The organism is Marimonas lutisalis (genome assembly GCF_005434965.1).
GTDB classification, from domain to species: Bacteria; Pseudomonadota; Alphaproteobacteria; order Rhodobacterales; family Rhodobacteraceae; genus Marimonas_A; species Marimonas_A lutisalis.
The window spans coordinates 97,920-114,326 of sequence record NZ_SKCI01000001.1; the positions used below are offsets into that span (position 1 = coordinate 97,920).

A 16,407-nucleotide genomic window follows, 5' to 3' on the forward strand; every position below is an offset into this window, starting at 1 on the left:
GTCGCTTAAATGGGCCTGTTTGCGCCTTTTTTCAAGGAGATTCGTCAGGCCAGACGGGTTTTTGCCACCTGGCCAATACGCGGCACCTGTTCCTGCCAGTGGGCGAGGTTCAGGACATGGCCGTCGGCGCGGACCGCGCGAATGGCGTCGAGATTGATCTCGGCAATCGTCCAGCCGGGCTGGTCGAGCGTGCCGCAGGCGATCACGCCGGTAGGCGGAAAGCCCTTGTCTGGTGGGCCGAAAATACCGCCGGTGCCGGTGTTTTCCTCGACCGCGTAAAGCCGAGGTTCGGTGCCGATGAGCGACGACATGACGGTGACGCATTGCAGTTCGAGCGCGCGGGCCATCGACCCGATGCGCACGCGCCAGTAGCCTTCGAGCGCTTCGGTACAGGAGGGCACCAAGATGAGCTCGGCGCCGGCATCAGCGAGGGCCTTGGCCAGCAGGGGAAATTCGCTGTCATAGCAGATCAGCACGCCGATCCGGCCGAGCGCGGTGTCGAAAAGCTGCAAGGGGCCGCCGCCCTCGATGCCCCAGTCGTCGCGCTCGAAGCGGGTCATGATCTGCTTGTCCTGCCAGCCGACCGCGCTCGAGGGGGTGAAAAGCCCCGCGCGATTGACGGTCCTGTCGCCGTCGCGCAGCGGCGCCGAGGGCGACAGGATATGCACACCGCGCTCCGAGGAAAGTCTTGAAAACAAGGCGTTAGCCTGCTCGAGCCATTCCCCTACGGCGGCGATCGAGCCCTGGACGGAGCCCGCAGCCTCGGCGCCCGAGAGCGAGGCCAGTTCCATCGCGCCGTACTCGGGGAAGACCAGAAGATCGGCGCCCTGACCCACGGCCTCGGCGACCCATTGGGTGATTTTGGCCTCGTAGTCGGACCAGCCGGAAAGCCAGGAAAGCGGGTAAGCGGCGGTGGCGATCTTCATGGTTTGGTAACCCCGGGTTAATGGCGGCGTGCGCCCGAAAACAGGGGGGTGATTTGCGTGCACCGCCCGGCTGACATCCGGCTGCCGGGCAAATCGCCCGGCTGGCCGTCGCTTCCGGCCTTAACGCAGCGTACGCCGGGCCTGCAAGGGGCGATTGACGTGGCGCCACCCGCTCTTGCGCGACGGCGCAAAGACACCCACAATACCTGCGGATGAGTGCCCGCATGAACGGGTGCCGGGGAGGAGACTATTCAATGACGTTTGCCACGCTTCAGGACAGCATCGATATCACCAATGAAATGGCCTGGGAGGATCGCGACCTTCCCAAGACGGTCTACCAGATGCTGAAAACGACCACCGACAAGTTCGGCCAGCGGCCGGCGGTGAGCTATCAGCTTTTGTCGGGGCCCACCGACAAGGCCGAGACGATGACCTGGCAGGAGTTCCACGACAGGGTCTGCCAGGCGGCGAACCTGTTCCGCTCGCTCCGGGTGGGCAAGGATGACGTCGTCGGCATCGTCATGCCCAACGCCAACGAGACCGCGATCGCGCTGATCGGTGCGATGGTGGCGGGGGTCGCCAACCCGATCAACCCGCTGCTGGAACCCGAGCAGATCGGCGCGATCCTGCGCGAGACGGGCGCCAAGGTGGTGGTCACGCTGAAGGCATTTCCGAAGAGCGACATCGCCCAGAAGATGGCCGAGGCAGTGCGCCACGCGCCCGATGTGCACACGGTGCTCGAGGTTGACCTGAACCGCTACCTGACTCCGCCGAAAAGCTGGATCGTGCCGCTGGTGCGGCCGAAGAACCCCAACGATCACCACGCCGACCTGAAGAACTTCAACAAGGAGATGGCGAAGCAGCCCAAGACGCTGACCTTCGAGGATATTCCCGAGGATCGCGTGGCTGCCTATTTTCACACGGGCGGCACCACGGGCATGCCCAAGGTGGCACAGCACAAGTTCTCCGGCATCATCTACCAGGGCTGGATCGGGCATGAGCTGCTTTATACCGAGCACGACAGCGTGATGTGCCCGCTGCCGCTGTTTCACGTCTTTGCCTGTCACGTGATCCTGATCGCGATGATCAAGTCGGGCGCGCATGTGGTGTTCCCGACGCCGGCCGGCTATCGCGGCGATGGCGTGTTCGACAATTTCTGGAAGCTGTGCGAACGCTGGAAGACGACCTTCATCATCACCGTGCCCACCGCCGTGTCGGCGCTGATGCAGCGCAAGGTCGATGCCGACCTGAGCACGGTGAAGAACGCGTTTTCCGGGTCGGCGCCGATGCCGCTGGAACTGTTCAACCGGTTCACCAAGGCCACCGGTATCAACATCATCGAAGGCTATGGCCTGACCGAGGCCACGGTCCTGGTCAGCTGCAACCCGATCGACGGGGAAAAGAAGGTGGGCAGCGTCGGCATTCCCTTCCCCTATACCGATATCCGCATCTTCAAGGAGGCAGGCAACGGCCCCGAGGAATGCGCCACCGACGAGGTGGGCGAGATCTGCGTCTCGAACCCCGGTGTCTGGCCCGGCAACACCTACACCGAGACGGCAAAGAACGCCGATCTCTATTACCACGAGAAATACCTGCGCACCGGTGACCTGGGCCGGATCGACGCCGATGGCTACCTGTGGATCACGGGCCGGGCGAAGGACCTGATCCTTCGCGGCGGTCACAACATCGACCCGGCCGATATCGAGGACGCGCTGCTGGCGCACAAGGACGTGGCCTTTGCCGGGGCAATCGGCCAGCCGGACGCCCATGCCGGCGAGTTGCCCTGCGCCTATGTCGAGCTGGTCGAGGGCGGCACGGTGACCGCGGAAGAACTGATGGAACATTCCAAGGTGCATATCCACGAGCGTGCGGCCTACCCCAAACATGTCGAGATCCTGGGCGAACTGCCCAAGACGGCAGTGGGCAAGGTGTTCAAGCCCGACCTGCGCAAGATGGCGATCACCCGGGTCTACAACGCCGCGCTGGAAGAGGCGGGCGTTGCCGCGCGGGTGGTGTCGGTCATCGACGACAAGAAACGCGGGCTGGTCGCGCAGCTTGACGCCAGCGGCGCGAGCGACGATGACGTGAGCAACGTGCTGGGCGCGTTCACCCGTCCGTGGGAATGGGCCAGCTGAGCCGAAAAGAGGAGACCGGCCATGGAAATGAGTGACAGCCGCGTGATCGCTGCGCCGCGCGACGAGGTCTGGGACGCGCTCTTGTCGGCCGACGTGCTGAAGGAATGCGTGCCCGGCTGCCAGGAAATGTCGGGCAGCCCCGAAGATGGGTTCGAGGCGACGGTGGTGCAGAAGGTCGGCCCGGTGAAGGCCACCTTCAAGGGCTCGGTGACGCTTTCGGATATGGTCGAGGGCGAGAGCCTGACGCTGTCGGGCGAGGGCAAGGGCGGCGCGGCCGGCTTTGCCAAGGGCGGCGCCAAGGTGCGGCTGGAAGATGGCGAGGAGGCCGGCACCACGGTGCTGCACTACGATGTCGAGGCCAAGGTGGGCGGCAAGCTGGCGCAGCTGGGCAGCCGGATCATCGACGGCTTTGCCAAGAAGATGACCGACCAGTTCTTCCAGCGCTTCGCCGACGCGGTCGAAGGCCCCGATGACGAGGCCGAGGCGGACGCGGCCCAGGCCGAGCACGAAGGCAAGAAAAAGGGCTGGTTCCACCGGCTGCGCAAGGGTTGATCCGGTCGGCGCGGCCGAAGCCACGGACGCTCCGCGGGGAGTATTTGGGGCAAGATGAAGGGCCGGGCTTTCATTCGGCTTCATCTTGCGGAAAATACTCCCGGGGGGAGGGTGACAAAATCCTGAAGGGATTTTGCACCTGGGGGGCAGCGCCCCCCTGATCGAGGGTTCGAGGAGGCGACATGGCGCGTGCGAAGAATATCCTGTTCATCATGTTCGACCAGCTGCGCTGGGATTACCTGAGCTGTTACGGCCATCCGCATCTGCACACCCCCAACATCGACGCGCTGGCGGAAAAGGGCCTGCGGTTTACCCGCGCCTATATCCAGTCGCCGATCTGCGGCAGTTCGCGGATGAGCACCTATACCGGGCGGTATGCGTCCTCGCACGGGGCCACCAACAACGGCATCCCGCTCAAGGTGGGTGAGGAGACGATGGGGGACCACCTGCGCCGCGCCGGCATGGGCTGCTACCTGGTGGGCAAGACGCATATGCGCGCTGATGTCGAGGGCATGAAGCGGCTGGGCCTTGCGCCCGACACGATCATCGGGGCGCGCGTCAGCGAATGCGGGTTCGACGTGTTCGAGCGCGATGACGGGATGCTGCCCGAGGGGCCGGATGGATCCTATGACCCGGATGGCGCGAAGGAATACAACAAGTGGCTGAAGGCCAAGGGATACGAGAGCGACAACCCCTGGCACGACTTTGCCAACTCGGCGCTGGACGAGGACGGCAACGTGCTGTCGGGCTGGTTCCTGAAACATTCGCCGATGGCCGCCAATATTGACGAGGAAGACAGCGAGACGCCCTACCTGACCGGGCGGGGCATCGACTTCATGCAAGAGGCCGAGGGGCCGTGGTGCTGCCACCTGAGCTATATCAAGCCGCACTGGCCCTATATCGTGCCCGAGCCCTATGCCAGCATGTATGGCCCCGAGCATGTGCTGCCGGTCAATCGTTCGGACGCAGAGCGCCAGAACGCGCATCCGGTGATGAAGGGCTTCATGGATACCAAGGTAGGCCAGGCGTTTTCCCGCGACGAGGTGCGCGACGCGGTGATCCCGGCCTACATGGGGTTGATCAAGCAGGCCGATGACCAGATGGGGCGGCTCTTTCGGTGGATGGAGGAGACCGGCCGGATGGCGGACACGATGATCGTGCTGACATCCGATCACGGCGATTTCCTGGGCGACCACTGGATGGGGGAAAAGACCTTCTTCCAGGATGCGAGCACCAGGGTGCCGCTGATCATCTATGATCCGAGCGACGAGGCGGACGTGACGCGCGGCACGGTCTGCGATGCGCTGGTCGAGGCGATCGACCTGGCGCCGACCTTCGTCGACGTGGCGGGAGCCGAGGTGCCCGATCACGTGCTTGAGGGCGAGAGCCTGTTGCCCATCCTTCACGGACAGGCGCGCGAGACCGCGCGGCAATACGTGGTCTGCGAATACGACTATTCCGGCGCGCCGGTGGCGGCGCTGATGAACGCCGATATCGACGATGCGCAGCTTTTCATGGTCGCCGACAAGTGCTGGAAACTGGTCCATGCCGAGGGCGGGCACCGGCCGATCCTGTTCGACCTGGCGAACGACCCCGACGAGTTGGTCGACCTGGGCGACAGCGCCGAGCATGAAGACGTGATCGACGCGATGTATGCGCGGCTCTTCGAATGGGCGCGGCGCCCGGCGCAGCGCACGACCGTGTCGCGCGAGACGCTGATGGCGATGCGCACGAAAGGCCGGGGCAGAGGCATCGTGATCGGTGTTTACGACGAGGACGAGACGCCCAGGGAACTGACGGTGAAATACCGCGGCCGGAAGGTGAAGCCGTGGCGGGAGATCAAGGGGGCCTGATGAGGTTCGAGGGCATGGAGGTCGGCTTTGACATTCCGGCGCTGCCGGGGATGGATGCGGCCGACGTGGTGACGCCCTGCCTGATCGTCGATCTGGATGCGCTGGAGCGCAACATCCGAAAACTGGGCGATTATGTGCGTGAGAACGGCATGCGCCTGCGGGTGCATGGCAAGATGCACAAATCGGTGGACGTGGCAAAGCTGCAGATCGAGATCGGCGGCGCGCGCGGCGTGTGCTGCCAGAAGGTGAGCGAGGCCGAGGCCTTTGCCCGTGGCGGCATCCCCGACATCCTGGTGTCGAACGAGGTGCGCAACCCGGTGATGATCGACCGGCTGGCGGCGCTGCCCAAGCTGGGGCCGAGCGTATCGGTCTGCGTCGATGAGCTGGCCAATGTGGTCGAGCTGTCGGCGGCGGCCGAGCGGCACGGCACCGAGCTGGGCGTGCTGGTCGAGGTGGATTGCGGCGGCGGGCGCTGCGGGGTGGAAACCCCCGGCGCGGCGGTGGAGATTGCCCGCGCGGTGGTGGATGCCGGGGGCCTGCGCTTCGAGGGGGTGCAGGCCTACCAGGGCGCGATGCAGCACCTGGAGACCTGGGAGGCCCGGCGCGAGAAGCTGGAAGCGGCGATTGCCATCACGCGCGGGGTGGTCGATGCGCTGACGGCGGCGGGGTTGCCGCCCGACGTGGTGACGGGGGGCGGTACCGGCAGCTATCCGTTCGAGACGCAGTCAGGGCTCTATACCGAGCTGCAATGCGGCTCTTACGCCTTCATGGATGCCGATTACGGGCGCATCCGTGGCGCCAATGGCGAGCGGATCGACGCGGGCGAGTGGGAGAACGCGCTTTTCGTGCTGAGCGCGGTGATGAGCCATGTAAAGCCGCACCAGGCGGTGGTTGATGCCGGGCTGAAGGTGATGACGTTCGAGAGCGGGCTGCCGCTGGTCTTTGGCCGTGACGACGTGAGCTATCGCGGTGCCTCGGACGAGCATGGGGTCGTCGACGATCCGGGCGGGGTGCTGAAGGTGGGCGACCGGCTGCGGCTGGTGCCGGGGCATTGCGACCCGACCTGCAACCTGCATGACTGGTATGTCGGCCTGCGCGGCGGCAAGGTCGAATGCGTCTGGCCGGTGTCGGCGCGCGGCAAGGCGTGGTGACGTGCGCCCGGCCCTGACGCGCGGCGATCAGGTTTCGGCCGGGGTGGCCAGATCGGCGAGGATCGGGCAATCGGGGCGATCATCGCCGTGGCAGGCCTTGACCAGGTGGCTGAGCGTGTCGTGCATCTGTTGCAGTTCGGCGATCTTGGCCTCGATCTTGTTCAGGTGTCCGCGGGCTAGGGCCTTCACATCGGCGCTGGCGCGGCTTTGATCCTCGTAGAGCGCCAGAAGTGTGCGGCAATCCTCGATCGAGAAGCCGAGGCTGCGCGCACGCCCCAGGAACGACAGCTTGTGCAGGTCGCTTTCGCGGAAGCGGCGGTAGCCGTTTTCGGCGCGTTTCGGGGTGATCAGCCCGATATCCTCGTAATAACGGATGGTTTTGGCGGGCAGGCCCGAGAGACGGGCGACATCACCGATATTCATGCGTGCACTCCTACCTGAAGGACGGGTCGGACGCGGCGCAGGCGCAGCGCGTTCGACAGGACAAAGACCGAGCTGAGCGCCATCGCGCCCGCACCCAGCATCGGCGAGAGCTGCCAGCCGAGTGCCGGGTAGAAGAGCCCGGCGGCAACGGGGATCAGCGCGGTGTTGTAGGCAAAGGCCCAGAAGAGATTCTGGCGGATGTTGCGCATCGTGCGGGCCGAGACGTGGAAGGCGTTGACCACGCCCTGCAGGTCGCCGGACATCAGCACGACATCGGCGCTTTCGATGGCGACATCTGTGCCGGTGCCGATGGCGATGCCGATATCGGCAGCGGCGAGCGCGGGCGCATCGTTGATGCCGTCGCCGATGAAGGCGAGCTTGCCGCCCGCGTCGCGCAGCGCGTCGAGCGCCTTGACCTTGCCGCGCGGCAGCACCTCGGCGACGACGTGGTCGATGCCGGTTTCGCGGGCGATGGCATCGGCGGTGGCCTGGTTGTCGCCGGTGATCATCGCGGTTTTCAGCCCCATGTCGTGCAGCGCCGCGATGGCCGCGCGTGTTGTCGGCTTCAGCGGGTCCGAGACGGCGAGCGCGGCGGCGATCTGTCCGCCGATGGCGATGTAAAGCGGTGTCTTGCCGTCCCGGGCCAGCCCGGCCGCGGTGTCGGCAAGCGGGCCGAGGTCGATCTTCTGGCGGGCCATCATCCGGTCGGCGCCGATCAGAACCTCGCGGCCTTCGACCGTGGCGCGCACGCCGAAGCCGGTTTGCGAGCGGAAACCCTGCGCATCGGGCAGGGCGCCGCATTCCGCGCGGGCGGTGGCGGCGATGGCGCGGGCGATGGGGTGTTCGGACTGCGCCTCGACTGCGCCGGCGGTGCGCAGGATGCCGAACCTGTCATAGTCGGAGGCCGGCACCAGATCGGTCAGCTCGGGGCGGCCCGCGGTCAGGGTGCCGGTCTTGTCGAAGGCCACGACCGAGGCGCCCTGGAGCGCCTGCAGCGCGTCGCCCTTGCGAAAGAGCACGCCCAGTTCGGCGGCGCGGCCGGTGCCCACCATGATCGAGGTGGGTGTGGCCAGACCCATGGCACAGGGGCAGGCGATGATCAGCACCGCGACGCCCGCCACGAGCGCGTGGCTGAGCGCCGGGGTGGGGCCCAGAAAGAGCCAGATGAGCGTGGTCAGGGCGGCGATGCCCATGACCACCGGCACGAACCACAGCGTGATCCGGTCAACGAGGCCCTGGATCGGCAGCTTGGCGCCCTGTGCCTCTTCGACCATGCGCACGATCTGCGAAAGCGTGGTGTCGGCGCCCACGGCGGTGGCGCGGAAGCGGAAGGCGCCTTCGCCGTTCACCGTGCCGCCGGTGACGCGGTCACCGGAGTGTTTCTCAACCGGGATCGGCTCACCGGTGATCATGGATTCGTCCACGTGGCTTTCGCCCTCGGTGACCTCGCCATCGACGGGGATACGCGCGCCGGGGCGGACGAGCACGATGTCACCGGTGGTGACCAGGGCGGCGTCGATCTCCACCTCCTCGCCGTTGCGCAGCACCAGCGCGGTGCGGGGCGAGAGGCTGAGCAGTTTGCGGATCGCTTCGCCGGTGCGGCCCTTGGCGCGGGCCTCGAGGTAGCGGCCGACGAGGATGAGCACGACGATCACCGCCGCGGCCTCGAAATAGACGGCGCGGCTGGCGGCGGGCAGGGCCGCGGGCAGGAATGTGGCGACGCTGGAAAAGCCCCAGGCCGCGAGCGTGCCGACGGCGACGAGGCTGTTCATATCGGGCGCGCCGCGCAGGAGAGACGGAACCCCCTTGGCATAGAAGCGGCGGCCCGGAAAGATCAGCACCAGCGTGGTGAGCAGGAATTGCAGCACCCACGAGGTTTGCTGCCCGATCGTGGCCATGACCCAGTGGTGGAAGGACGGGATCAGGTGCCCGCCCATCTCGATGACGAAGACCGGCACGGCAAGGATGGCGGCAATCAGCACGTCGCGCCTGAGCACGGCGGCCTCGGCTTCTTTGCGGGCGCCCATGTCGGCGGTTTCGGTGGCGTCGCGCAGGCGCGCGGGATAGCCGATTTCCGCGCTGGCGCGGACCAGGTCGGCGGGCGCAAGCATGCCTTCGAGATAGGTGACAGTCGCGGTTTCCGAGGCGAGGTTGACATTCACGTCGGTCACCCCCGGCAACGCGGCAAGCGCAAGATCGACCCGGCCCACGCAGGAGGCGCAGGACATATCCTGGATGTCCAGCGTGACGGTGACGCGGCGCGCGGGATAGCCCGCGGTATCGAGCGCGGCGGCGATGCGCGCCGGATCGGCGGGCGCGGCGTAATGCAGCGTTGCGCTTTCACTGGCGAGGTTGACCGCGACATCCGCCACGCCGTCGACCTCGCGCAGCGCCTTCTCGGCCCGGCCCACGCACGCGGCGCAGGACATGCCATCAATCGAGAGCTTCAGATCATTGAGCGCGGTCATCGCGGTCTGCCTTTCCAATTCTGAACGCTACATAAGGCTTCCATTCACTGGAAGGTCAAGAGTGCGATGCCTTCCCCCTTGACTATGCCGCGCGGGAAGGGTGCAGATTGCGCGCAATTGAGTTGAGGAGACGCGACATGGCACGTTTCAGCGTACCAAACATGAGCTGCGGGCATTGCACGGCATCGATCGAGGACAAGATCCTGGATGCCGATGAAGGCGCCGATGTGACCTGTGACCTGGAGAGCCGCACTGTCGAGGTGGACAGTATCCTGGACGAGGCGGCGCTCGTGGCTGCGATCAAGGCCGCGGGGTTCGAGGCGACGGCGGCCTGATCTTCGGGCCTGAATCCCCGCGAATTTGTCGTTTTCAGACAATTCCGCTTCGGCGGCGCCGGTTGACGTGCGGGGAGTGCCCTTTCTAGCCTTGGCGCACGAAGCCAAAAGGGAGAAGGGCCATGAAATCGCATTACCGGGTTGTCGTGATTGGCGGGGGCGTCGTGGGCGCGTCGGTGCTGTATCACCTGGCCAAGTTCGGCTGGAGCGATGTCTGCCTGCTGGAACGCTCGGTCCTGACCGCCGGGTCGAGCTGGCACGCGGCGGGTGGCATTCATGCGCTCAACGCCGATCCCAACATGGCGGCGCTGCAGGCCTATACGATCGACCTGTTGTCGGAAATCGAAAAGGAAAGCGGCGTCAATATCGGGCTGCACATGACCGGGGGGCTGACGCTTGCCGGCACGCAGGACCGGTGGGACTGGCTGCAGGCCAATTACCGCGTGTTCCAGTCGATCGGGATCGAGGATTGCGAGCTGCTGACCCCGGAAGAGGCGCAGCGGCGCTGCCCGATCATGTCGACCGAGGGGATCCTGGGCGCGATGTGGGCCGACCGCGAGGGCTATATCGACACCACCGGCACGGTGCACGCCTATGCCGTGGCGGCGAAAAAGCGCGGGGCCGAGTATTTCGAGCATACCAAGGTCGAGGCGCTGGAGCAGACCGCCGATGGCTGGAAGGTGGTGACCGACAAGGGCACGATCACCTGCGAGCACGTGGTCAACGCGGCGGGCCTCTGGGCGAAACAGGTGGGCCGGATGGCCGGGATCGAACTGCCGGTGAGCCCGCTCAAGCACCACTACCTGGTTTCCGAGAGCATTCCCGAGATCGAGGCGCTGGATTTCGAGGTGCCGATGACGGTGGATCTGGAGGGCTTCACCTATCTTCGACAGGACCAGAATGGTGTTCTGCTGGGAATTTACGAGGTCGACCACGAGCACTGGGCGATGGATGGCGCGCCGTGGGATTACGGCATGGAGCTGTTCCAGGAGCAGACTGACCGGATCGAGCACGAGCTGATCTGCGGGTTCGAGCGTTACCCGGTTTTGCAGAAGGCGGGCGTGAAGACCTGGGTCAACGGCGCCTTTACCTTCAGCCCCGATGGCAATCCGCTGGTCGGGCCGGTGCCGGGCAAGCGCGGCTACTGGTCGGCCTGCGCGGTGATGGCGGGGTTCCTTCAGGGTGGGGGCGTGGGCAAGACGCTGGCCGAATGGATGATCCACGGCGAACCCGAGGCCGACGCCTGGCCGATGGACGTGGCGCGCTATGGCGATTTCGCGCAGAACAAGCGCTATATCCGCGAAACCACCGGGCAGTTCTATTCGCGGCGTTTCGTGATGACCTATCCCAACGAGCAGCTGCCCGCGGGCCGGCCGCTGAAGATGGCGCCGGCGCATGACGCGATGAGCGCGGCGGGCTGCAAATGGGGGGTGAGCTGGGACCTGGAGGTGCCGCTCTATTTCGCGCCCGAGGGGTTCGAGGAGACGCCGACGCTGCGGCGGTCGAACGCCTTTCCGATCGTTGCCGAGGAATGCAAGCACGTGCGGACGGGCGTGGGGCTGATCGATATCACCGGGTTCTCGCGCTATGAGGTCTCGGGGCCGAAGGCGCAGGCCTGGCTGGACCGGATGATGGCGAGCAAGCTTCCGGGCCCGGGCCGCGCGCGGCTGGCGCCGATGTTGGGCGAGACCGGGCGCCTGAAGGGCGACCTGACGGTACTGAACTGGGGGGACGGCACCTATTGGATCATGGGATCCTATTACCTGCGGGCCTGGCACATGCGCTGGTTCAACGACCACCTCGAGGATGGCGTCGAAGTGCGCGACCTGGGCGAGGAGATCTGCGGCTTTGGCCTGGCCGGTCCGAAATCGAGGGCGGTGATCGAGAAACTGGCCGAGCAGGAGATCGGCGACCTGCCCTTCATGGGCTGCCGCGAGGTCGATATCGGGCTGGTGCGCGCGCGCGTCGCGCGGATGAGCGTGACCGGCGAGCTGGGCTATGAGATCAACTGCCGCTACGGCGATCACGTGGCGCTGCGCCGGATGCTGCTGGAGGCGGGCGCCGAAGAAGGTATCCGCGAGTTCGGCTTCAACGCGATGCTGTCCTTGCGGCTGGAAAAGAGTTTCGGCATCTGGTCGGCGGAATTCACCCAGGGCTATACGCCGGGGATGACCGGCATGGATCGCTGGATCGACTGGTCGAAAGACTTTGTCGGCAAGGAAGCGGCCCTGGCCGAGCGCGACGGCAACGGCCCCGACAAGGTGCTGGCGACGCTGGAGATCGAAGAGGGCGATTCGGATGCGAGCGGGTTCGAGCCGGTCTGGCAGAACGGCGCACGCGTGGGTTTTGTCACTTCGGGCGGCTATGGCCATACGTTGGGCAAATCACTGGCGATGGCGCTGATCGATCCGGCCTGTACCGCAGAGGGCACCGAACTGAGCGTGCATGTGGTGGGGGTCGAGCGCAAGGCACGGGTGATCGCATCCTCGCCGCATGACCCAGAGGGAAGCGCGATGCGCGGCTGACGGCCCGCCCCCTCGGGCGGACGCCCACCCACCCGCCCCGTCCGGCCGAGGGGGCGGGTGGCAGGATGGCCGGCGGCGTGCCGCCCTGATGCGTCGGAGTCGAGTATTTATTGCCAAGAAAGACCGTGCAAACTCGTGCAATGATCCAGCTCTTTCTTGGTGAAAATACTCATTGCGGGACCTGCCGGCAGGCCCGGCGTCAAAGGATCGGGCCCGTGGGGAATGGGTGGCGGGGCCGAGGCCCCGCCCCGCGGCGACGCGCGGCACGCGCGGCGCAAAACCTGACCGGCGCTTGCATCCGCCGGTGAAACCCTATTGCATGGCGCGGGCAAGGAGCCCGTTTCATGTTCCGCTTTTTCGAAAACCTTGTTGATCCCTACTGCGCCTATCCTCAGGAGGATGTGCCGCCGCGCACGCTATGGCGCTTCATGGCGCGTTATGCCGAGCCGTTCCGGCGGGTGTTCTGGATCACCGGGATGTTGTCCGTGGTCGTCGCGGCGGTCGAGATCGCGCTGATCTACTACATGGGCTGGATCGTCGACGTGTTGCAGGGTGACCCGGGCACGGTCTGGGCCGAGCATGGCTGGACACTGATCGTGCTGGCGGTTTTCGTGGTGGTGCTCAGGCCGCTGATCCAGGGGATCGACGTTCTGTTGCTGAACAACGCGATCATGCCGAATTTCGGCACGCTGATCCGCTATCGCGCCCATGCGCATGTGATGCGCCAGTCGGTGGGCTGGTTCGAGAATGATTTCGCCGGCCGCATCGCCAACCGCATCATGCAGACCCCGCCCGCCGCCGGCGAGGCGGTGTTCCAGATTTTCGACGCGCTGACCTATGCCACCGCCTATGTCGTGGGGGCGGTGATCCTGCTGGGCCAGGCCGACATCAGGCTGGCTGTGCCGCTGGTCGGCTGGCTGGCCGCCTACGGCCTGCTGATGCGCTGGACGGTGCGGCGGGTTGGGCCCGCGTCGAAACGTGCCTCGGACGCGAGAAGCGCTGTCACCGGCCGCGTGGTCGACGCCTATACGAACATCCATTCGGTCAAGATGTTCGCGCATACCGACACGGAAATGAACTATGCCCGCGAGGCGATCGAGCATGCGCGCGAGACCTTCCAGGACGAGATGCGGATCTACACAAGGATGGATGTGGGGCTAGTGATCCTGAACGGGCTCTTGATCGTCGGCGTGGTGGGCTGGGCGGTGGCGCTGTGGATGGGTGGCGCGGCCAGCGTGGGTGTCGTGGCCGTGGCCGCCGCGCTGACGCTTCGGCTGAATGCGATGACCGGCTGGATCATGTGGGCGATCACAAGTTTCTTTCGTCAGCTGGGCGTGGTGGCGGAGGGCATGGAGACCATCGCCCAGCCGATCGACCTGGTGGATGCACCGAATGCGAAGCCGTTGCAGTTGACCGAGGGCAGCATCGAGATTGATGCCGTCAGCCATCACTATGGGCGCGGCGCGGGCGGACTGGACAAGGTGAGCCTGCGCATCCGCCCGGGCGAGAAAGTGGGGCTTGTCGGGCGGTCGGGCGCGGGTAAGTCGACGCTGGTGAAGCTCTTGCTGCGCTTCTATGACGTGGAAGGCGGGGTGATCCGCATCGATGGGCAGGACATCGCGCAGGTGACGCAGGACAGCCTGCGCGCGCAGATCGGCATGGTGCAGCAGGACAGCGCGCTGTTGCACCGCTCGGTGCGCGACAACATCCGCTATGGCCGGCCCGAGGCCAGCGAGGCCGAGATCATCGAGGCCGCGCGCCAAGCCGAGGCGCATGACTTCATCCTTGATCTGGAGGACCCGCAGGGCCGTAAGGGATATGACGCCCATGTGGGCGAGCGCGGTGTGAAGCTGTCGGGCGGGCAGCGCCAGAGGGTGACGCTGGCACGGGTGATCCTGAAGGATGCGCCCATCCTGCTTCTGGACGAGGCCACCAGCGCATTGGACAGCGAGGTGGAGGCAGCGATTCAGGAAACGCTTTACGGCATGATGGAAGGCAAGACGGTGATCGCGATAGCGCACCGCCTGTCGACCATTGCCCATATGGACCGGATCGTCGTGCTGGATGCCGGCCGGATCGTGGAAGAGGGCCGCCATACCGACCTGTTGGCGCAGGGCGGGCTATACGCGCAGTTCTGGGCGCGGCAGTCGGGCGGGTTCCTGGGCGAGGATGCGGGCGACGGCGAGGCGGCGGAATGAGGACAGGCCGATATGCCAGGTGGTTCGCCGGTCTGATCGACCCCGAACGTGGTGCCGAGAGCCCGCCGCCCAAGCGGCTCGGCGCGTTTTTCCGCTGGGCGCTGGCCGGGGCGTGGGGGCCGATCCTGCTGGCGACGGCGCTGTTTGCGGCAGGGGGCCTGTTCGAGGCGGTGGTGATGGTTCTCTTGGGGCGGATCATCGATGCGACGGTGGCGGTCGAGGGCGATTTCTGGCGCGCGCATGCGGGGCTTTTGCTGGTCTCGGTCGTCGTGTTGCTGGTGCTGCGGCCGGTTTCGTTTTTCCTGGCGTCGAGTTTCCAGTCGATCGCGGTGATGCCGAACCTGTTCGGGCAGGTGATGGCGCGGCTGAACCGGCACACACTGGGCCAGTCGGTGAGCTTTTTCGACGATGATTTCGCAGGCCGCATCGCGCAGAAGCAGATGCAGACGGCCAATGGCATCGTGTCGGTCGTTCAGGAGACGGTAAACGCGATCAGCTTTGCCAGTGCCGCGGCGCTGGGCATGCTAGTGGTGACCGGGTTTGTTGACCTGGGGATGACGCTTGTTCTGCTGGGGTGGCTGGCGGCCTATGTGCTGCTGTTGCGCCATTTCCTGCCCCGGATCCGGGTGCGCTCGGCGGCGCGGGCGGCGGCGCGGGCGCAGGTAACCGGGCAGATCGTCGACACGGTAACCAACATCAAGACGGTGAAGCTTTTTGCCCATGATGCGCATGAGGACCGCGCGGCGCTGGAAAGCATCGCGCAGTTCCGGGGCCGTGCGGTGCATTGGGCCGAACTGGCGGTCTGGTTCCGGTTTCTGCTCTTTCTGCTGGCGGGTCTGCTGCCGGTGTCGATGGTGGGATACGGCCTGATGCGCTGGGATGCCGGCGCGGTCACGAGCGGCGATCTGACCGCGATTGGCGGCATGGCCATCCGGCTGGCGCAGATGACCGGCTGGGTCAGCTGGACGCTGATGACGATCTATGCCGATCTGGGCGAGGTCGAAGACGGGATGCGCACGCTGAGCCCTGAACACGGGCTGGTGGATGCGCCGGATGCGCAAGAGCTGGTCGTGCGGGACGGCGCGATTGCTTTTCGCGATGTCGGGTTTGCCTATGGCCGCGCGGTTGGCGGGGTGAGTGACCTGAACCTGCAGGTTCGTCCCGGCGAGAAGATCGGCATCGTTGGCGCGAGCGGTGCGGGCAAATCCACGCTGGTGGCGTTGCTCTTGCGGCTTTACGACACCGAGGAAGGGGTGATCGAGATCGACGGGCAGGACATTGCCAAGGTGACGCAGGCGAGCCTGCGCAGCCAGGTGGCGATGGTCACCCAGGATACGGCGATGTTCAACCGCTCGGCGCGCGACAACATCCTTTATGGCCGGCCCGACGCCAGCGAGGACGAGATGCGGGCCGCGGCGAAGAAGGCCGAGGCCGATACCTTTATCCACGAGTTGGAGGATGCCCAGGGCCGCACCGGCTATGACGCGCATCTGGGCGAGCGGGGCGTGAAACTGTCGGGCGGGCAGCGCCAGCGGATCGCGCTGGCCCGCGCCATTCTGAAGGACGCGCCAATCCTGGTGCTGGACGAGGCGACCTCGGCGCTGGACAGCGAGGTCGAGGCGGCGATCCAGGCGGCGTTGGAGCGGGTGATGGAGGGCAAGACGGTGCTGGCGATCGCGCACCGTTTGTCGACGATTGCCCAGATGGACCGGATCCTGGTGATGGACCAGGGCCGGATCGTGGAACAGGGCAGCCATGACGCGTTGCTGGCGCGCGGCGGCATCTATGCCGGGCTGTGGGCGCGGCAATCGGGCGGTTTCCTGGGCGAGGCGGCGGAGTAG

11 protein-coding genes are annotated in these 16,407 nt (G+C 66.0%); 8 read left to right on the forward strand and 3 right to left on the reverse strand.

The window, feature by feature from the left end; translation table 11 throughout:
* Positions 1-44: 44 nt before the first annotated feature.
* A complete protein-coding gene (locus tag E0501_RS00480; protein WP_137699397.1) occupies positions 45-926 on the reverse strand; it encodes a carbon-nitrogen hydrolase family protein in 882 nt (293 codons plus the stop codon).
* A 254-nt stretch (positions 927-1,180) separates the two neighbouring features.
* Between E0501_RS00480 and E0501_RS00485 the strand changes: the two genes are divergently transcribed.
* The 4 genes from E0501_RS00485 to E0501_RS00500 all read left to right on the forward strand — a co-directional run bounded on the left by E0501_RS00485 (position 1,181) and on the right by E0501_RS00500 (position 6,617).
* The gene (locus tag E0501_RS00485) at positions 1,181-3,061 is read left to right on the forward strand and encodes an acyl-CoA synthetase (protein WP_137699398.1); all 1,881 of its coding nucleotides are present in this window, start codon (positions 1,181-1,183) and stop codon (positions 3,059-3,061) included.
* Positions 3,062-3,082: 21 nt separating this feature from the next.
* Entirely contained in the window at positions 3,083-3,613 is a 531-nt protein-coding gene (locus tag E0501_RS00490) for a CoxG family protein (protein ID WP_137699399.1), read from the forward strand.
* A 182-nt stretch (positions 3,614-3,795) separates the two neighbouring features.
* Entirely contained in the window at positions 3,796-5,466 is a 1,671-nt protein-coding gene (locus E0501_RS00495; protein WP_137699400.1) for a sulfatase-like hydrolase/transferase, read from the forward strand.
* Positions 5,466-6,617: a DSD1 family PLP-dependent enzyme gene (locus tag E0501_RS00500; protein WP_137699401.1), complete on the forward strand. Its 1,152-nt coding sequence runs from the start codon at positions 5,466-5,468 to the stop codon at positions 6,615-6,617. The genes E0501_RS00495 and E0501_RS00500 overlap by 1 nt, the downstream gene beginning before the upstream one ends.
* Positions 6,618-6,644: 27 nt before the next feature.
* Here the strand turns inward: E0501_RS00500 and cueR are convergent, their stop codons facing one another.
* Together cueR and E0501_RS00510 are read right to left on the reverse strand one after the other, a co-directional pair.
* Positions 6,645-7,040: a Cu(I)-responsive transcriptional regulator gene (cueR, locus tag E0501_RS00505; protein ID WP_137699402.1), complete on the reverse strand. Its 396-nt coding sequence runs from the start codon at positions 7,038-7,040 to the stop codon at positions 6,645-6,647.
* Positions 7,037-9,508: a heavy metal translocating P-type ATPase gene (locus E0501_RS00510; RefSeq protein WP_137700795.1), complete on the reverse strand. Its 2,472-nt coding sequence runs from the start codon at positions 9,506-9,508 to the stop codon at positions 7,037-7,039. The genes cueR and E0501_RS00510 overlap by 4 nt, the downstream gene beginning before the upstream one ends.
* A gap of 137 nt (positions 9,509-9,645) precedes the next feature.
* Here E0501_RS00510 and E0501_RS00515 point away from each other — a divergent pair, with 137 nt between their 5' ends.
* The 4 genes from E0501_RS00515 (at position 9,646) to E0501_RS00530 (ending at position 16,407) form a co-directional block, all read left to right on the forward strand.
* Positions 9,646-9,843 (forward strand): heavy-metal-associated domain-containing protein, encoded by a 198-nt coding sequence (locus E0501_RS00515; protein WP_137699403.1) that lies wholly within the window; start codon positions 9,646-9,648, stop codon positions 9,841-9,843.
* Positions 9,844-9,965: 122 nt separating this feature from the next.
* On the forward strand, positions 9,966-12,368 hold the full coding sequence (locus tag E0501_RS00520) for a GcvT family protein (RefSeq protein WP_137699404.1): 2,403 nt from the start codon (positions 9,966-9,968) through the stop codon (positions 12,366-12,368).
* 344 nt (positions 12,369-12,712) lie between these two features.
* Positions 12,713-14,566, forward strand: coding sequence for an ABC transporter ATP-binding protein (locus tag E0501_RS00525; RefSeq protein ID WP_137699405.1), 1,854 nt, complete (start codon positions 12,713-12,715; stop codon positions 14,564-14,566).
* On the forward strand, positions 14,563-16,407 hold the full coding sequence (locus tag E0501_RS00530) for an ABC transporter ATP-binding protein (protein ID WP_137699406.1): 1,845 nt from the start codon (positions 14,563-14,565) through the stop codon (positions 16,405-16,407). Before E0501_RS00525 ends, E0501_RS00530 begins: the two co-directional genes overlap by 4 nt.